Raw genomic sequence first — 4,896 nt, forward strand, 5'->3', positions numbered from 1 at the left:
CTGCCACCACGATCTTCGCCGAGGTAGTGGAGCGGGCTGCTCCGCCGCTAGAGCTTGCGAAGTCCACTGAGCACCCTTTCGAGCAGTGTCACATCTGGCTGGCCGCCGGCGGCCTCGTCGCCGCCGGGCTGATGGATCGCGACGAGCCCGGCCTCGGCCAGGTCGGCGACGAGGATTCGGGCAACGCCGAGAGGAATCGAGAGAAGGGCCGAGATCTCGGCGACCGACTTGATCTCGATGCAGAGCCGGCAGATCCGCTGGTGCTCGGGCAACTGCCCTTGCAGCCGGGACGGATCGGCCGTGGTGCTGACCAGCGCCTCGATGGCGAGCTGGTAACGCGGGCGCGTCCGGCCGCCGGTCATGGCGTACGGACGGACCAGCGGGTTGTGCGTCTGGGGAGCGGCGGGCTCGGGGGCCCTCCGCTGTTGCACCGGCTGCGCGGGCGGCGGCTGGGGCGCCTCGAACTGCTGGGGGTACGACGGCTGCTGCGGGTGCGGGGGCTGCTGGGGCCAACCCGCTTCCGGCTGCCGCGGAGGCCACGCGGACCCCTGGACGTCGTGCGCGCCCTGCGGCTGCTGGTAGGGGTACGGCTGGTAGGGCTGGTCCGCACCGTGGCGGAAGTCGTGGGGCGCGGCGGGGAAGGCGAAACGGTCGTCGCCGTGCTCACCCGGAACTCTCTGGCCGCCCTCGTAAGGGTGTCCTCCTGTGGGTGTTGCCACGCTTCCTCCTTCGACTGCCGGACGCGATCCCCGTGCGTTTCTCGCCACCGCACCCTAGGGCGCGGTGGCGAGAAACGCATTGTTTATCTCCTAGTTGAGAAGACTTCCCTGAAGTTCGGCGCGGAGGTCCGGAGTCAGGACGCTGCCCGCGCGGTCGACCAGGAGGGCCATCTCGTACCCGACCAGGCCGATGTCGGCGTCCGGGTGGGCCAGAACGGCCAACGACGAGCCGTCCGAGATGGACATGATGAAGAGGAACCCGCGCTCCATCTCCACGACGGTCTGGTTCACCGCTCCGCCCTCGAAGATCCGCGAGGCGCCCGCGGTCAGCGACGTCAGACCGGAGGCGACGGCCGCCAACTGGTCGGCGCGGTCGCGCGGGAACCCGTCGGACATCGCCAGCAGGAGTCCGTCGGCGGAGACCACCACCGTGTGGGACACACCGGGGGTGTTGTCCACGAAGTTGGTGATCAACCAGTTCAGATTCTGCGCCGCCTGGCTCATCGGGCTCACACTAACGCTCCTGGTTGTAGGTGGTACTGGTGTCCGACCCCGCGCTGCGTCCCCGCTGGGTCCCCCGCCGCAGGTTGCTCAACCTGCCGCGGACGTCCTCGGGGGCGCGGGAGACCTGTGGGCCGCCCTGCTGGGTCTGCTCCGCCGTGCCCTCGACCAGGTTGGCCTTGGGCACGCGCCGGGGGAGACCGGAAGGGGTGATCCCGCCCGCCTTCGGCTCACGGAGCTTCTCGGCTCGCTGCCAGCGCTCGTCGTTCGTCGAGCGCCAGTCCTCGGAGCCGTCCCCGTCCGTCTGCCGGGCCTGCCGCTCGTCCTGCCGCGACTGCTGCTCCGGAGCGGGCCGGTCGTTCCCAGGACCGCTCGGCTGCCAGTGCTGCTGACCGCCGCGGCGCGGCAGACCGGCTTCGGTCAGCTCGTGGCCGACGTTCGGGGTGGGCCCCGGACGATCGAAGCCTACGCGCTCCGCAGACTCGGCGGGAGCGCTCGCGGACGCTTCCGGCTCCCTCGGGGCGGTCGGCTCGTAAACGCCCTGGAATCCGCTCTGAACAGGCCAATCGTCATGGTGGGAGGGGTCCGCGGAAGCGGTGTACGCGTCGGAATGCGGGCCCTGCGGGGTGTCCGGATTGGCATATGCCGATTCCGGTCGGTCCTCCTGCGGATGCGGCTGCGGGTAGCCGTCACCACTCCCGTACGACGGCTGCTCGTACGCGGCGGGGTGCTCCTGCTGCGGCTGCTGCCCGTACGGAGCCTGCCCGTACAGGTCGTCCGCGTACTGCTGCCGCGCGCCGGCGTACGGGTCGCCGCCCGCGTACGCCTCGGGGGCGTGGCCCCCCTGCTCCGCGGATCCGCCGCCGAACGCGCCGTCCGCGCCGAGCTGCGCTCCCAGCGCCGCCCTGCGCTCCTTGCGCTTCAGCGAGCGCCCGACCGGGTCCAGCGGGGCCCGGCCCGCCGGGCCCTCGTAGCGCGAGTCGTCGAAGCCCAGCTCCGCGGCCGTGCGCATCGGCGCGGCCTGCGGGCCCGGCTCGAAGGCGTCCTGCTGCGTGGGCATGATCGAGGAGACGGTGAAGTCGCCCTGGCCCTCGACCGGTTCGCCGCCGCCGCCGTGGGTGATGGCGGCCGGCAGCATGACCAGCGAGGTCGTCCCCGCCTGCTCGCCCGAGGGGCGCAACTGGACGCGGATTCCGTGCCGGTCGGCCAGCCGGCCGACCACGAACAGGCCCATGCGCTGCGACACCGCGGCGTCCACCGTCGGCGGGTTGGCCAGCTTGTGGTTGATGTCGGCGAAGTCCTCGGCCGTCAGACCGATGCCCTTGTCGTGGATCTCGATCATCACCCGGCCGTCGGGCAGCCGGGTCGCGGTGACGCGGACCTTCGTCTGCGGCGAGGAGAAGGTGGTGGCGTTCTCCAGCAGCTCGGCCAGCAGGTGCACCAGGTCGGTGACGGCCTGGCCGTGGATCTCGCTCTCCGGCACGCCGGTCAGCTCGATGCGCTCGTAGGACTCCACCTCGGAGGAGGCGGCCCGCAACACGTCCACCAGCGGGACCGGCTGGTTCCAGCGGCGGCCGGGCTCCTCGCCCGCCAGGACGAGCAGGTTCTCGCCGTTGCGGCGCATCCGGGTGGCCAGGTGGTCCAGCTTGAAGAGGCTCTCCAACTGGTCCGGGTCGGCCTCATGGTTCTCCAGGTCGCTGATCAGGGTGAGCTGGCCCTCGATGAGCGACTGGTTGCGGCGCGAGAGGTTCGTGAAGATCGCGTTGACGTTGCCCCGCAGCATGGCCTGCTCGGCGGCGAGCCGGACGGCCTCGCGGTGCACCTGGTCGAAGGCGCGGGCGACCTCGCCGATCTCGTCCCGCGTGGTGATCGGGATCGGCTGGACGCGGGTGTCGACCCGGCCCGGATCGGTGCGCGAGAGCTGGTCGACGAGCGAGGGCAGCCGCTGCTCGGCGATGGAGAAGGCGGCGGTGCGCAGCCGCTGCATCGAGCGGCTCATCTGGCGGGCCACGAGCCCCGCCAGGCCGAACGCGACCAGCAGCGCGACGACGACGATCAGCCCGTTGACGACGGCGTCGGTCTTGGCGTCGGACGAGATCCTCGCGGCCTCCTCCACCGCCTTCGCGACCAGCTCGTCCTCGACGGTGGCGTACCCGTCGAACTTGGCGGTCGCGGCGGCCATCCACGTCTGGGGCGTGATGCCCTTGGCCCTCAGCTCCTCGGGCCGTTGGCCCTTGCCGATCTCCCGCGCCATGCCGTCGAAGACCGAACCGTCGATGCTCGGCGGCATCACGAACGGCTCGCCCGCCGCCTTCGCCCGCTCCTCGGCGGCCTTGAGCTGCTGGGAGCCCTCGGCGGCCCGGCCCGCCATGACCTGCTTGAGGCGGTCCACGTCCGCCTGGGAGCCGCCGGAGTTGAACTCGCCGAGCGCGATCTGCTCCAGGTAGTTGTACGAGCCGAAGGCCTTGACCTGGTCGTCGTACGTGTCCGCCTTGCCGCTCGGGCGCACCAGCAGGTGCATACCGATCGAGCGCTGAAGCGATTCTGCAGCCTTGGCCAGCTCGATGGCGTAGACGGTACGGCCGTAGCTCGTGATGTTGCCGGTGCCGAGCCCCAGCTCGTTGGAGAACTCCATCAGCGAGTGCTGGACGCGGGTGTAGCCCTCTTCGGTCTTCACCGGGTCCAGCGCCTGGGCGTAGGCGGCCTTGCGCAGTTCGGGGAGTTTGGGCTCCTCGCTCCTGAAGAGCTGGAGGCGGCGTTGGAGGCCCGGTTTCGCGGGCATGTCCTTCACCGCGGCGTCGAACTTCCGGCGCGCGTCGTCCGTGGCGGCCCGCGTCCGTACGACGACCTCGGCGCCGCGGTCGCCGGAGAGCAGCGGCTGCGCGGTCAGGTCCCGCTCGTCGAGGAGGGCCTGCCCGTAGTCGGAGGCGGCGCGCACGACGACCGCGGTCCGCTCGGCGTCCTGCGCCTCCCCCCAGGTGTCGATGGACCCCTTCACCTGGAAGCCGCCCATCACCAGGCCGACCAGCGCCGGGATGAGGAGGATCGCGTTCAGCCGGGTGGCCACCCGCCAGTTGCGCGGGGTCAGCCGGCTGGTGCTGCCACCGGCCGACCTCCCCGCGGGCACGTCGGCGGGCGACGCCGCGGCACGCGGCGGCGGGGTGAAGTTGCCCCGCTCGGGCTGCGCCGCGGAGCGCTCGTTGCTTCGCCTCACTCGACCAACAACCTCTCGGCGCCGGCACCTGCGGTGTGCCGGAATATTCGTTCAGGGGCCGTACTACTCGGGAGTTCGTCGCATTGCAGCACGGGGACGGGTCCCCCACCAAACAGTCGGAATCGCACATTCCGAGTGGCCCAGGCCTCAGATGAAACGGGCATAAGGAGCGAGCCCCGCCAAAAGGCGGGGCTCATGTGAGCGCAGGGGCACCGAACGGATGCGTCGGGTGGCGGCCGAGAGGCAATTCTCTGTCGAAACGTTATGAACACGGGGGCGGATCGTGTCGGACGACACAGACCGCCCCCGCGCGGCTACGGCAACTTCCGTACGCCGGTCACGACTTGCGTGCCGTGTCCGTCTACTTCAGGCGGGCCATGAGGGCGTGTTCGACGAGGGTGATGAGGGCGCTCTTGGCGTCGGCGCGGTGGCGGGCGTCGGTGGTGAGGATGGGGGTGTCGG

3 protein-coding genes and 2 pseudogenes are annotated in these 4,896 nt (G+C 71.1%); all 5 read right to left on the reverse strand.

All coding sequences use genetic code 11. From position 1 onward, the window contains the following. A pseudogene (locus ACZ6EJ_RS27710) lies at positions 1-67 on the reverse strand (ATP-binding protein); the annotation flags it as partial. Continuing rightward, complete coding sequence (locus tag ACZ6EJ_RS27715; protein ID WP_469270941.1) at positions 48-719, reverse strand: DUF742 domain-containing protein; 672 nt, start codon at positions 717-719, stop codon at positions 48-50. The gene ACZ6EJ_RS27715 and the pseudogene ACZ6EJ_RS27710, both read right to left, overlap by 20 nt. Before the next feature lie 90 nt (positions 720-809). Next, positions 810-1,223 carry a roadblock/LC7 domain-containing protein gene (locus ACZ6EJ_RS27720; RefSeq protein ID WP_073820952.1) on the reverse strand — a complete coding sequence of 138 codons (414 nt, stop codon included), beginning with the start codon at positions 1,221-1,223 and terminating at the stop codon, positions 810-812. 10 nt (positions 1,224-1,233) lie between these two features. After that, positions 1,234-4,434: a sensor histidine kinase gene (locus tag ACZ6EJ_RS27725; protein WP_469270942.1), complete on the reverse strand. Its 3,201-nt coding sequence runs from the start codon at positions 4,432-4,434 to the stop codon at positions 1,234-1,236. A gap of 361 nt (positions 4,435-4,795) precedes the next feature. Then, positions 4,796-4,896, reverse strand: a pseudogene (locus ACZ6EJ_RS27730) (ATP-binding protein); the annotation flags it as partial.

The sequence above is a fragment of the Streptomyces sp. NPDC041970 genome, assembly GCF_055588985.1.

What these genes read in the sequence shown, in the direction of transcription:
- ACZ6EJ_RS27720 (WP_073820952.1), bottom strand. Translation starts at nt 1,223, where the DNA reads ATGAGCCAGGCGGCGCAGAATCTGAACTGGTTGATCACCAACTTCGTG.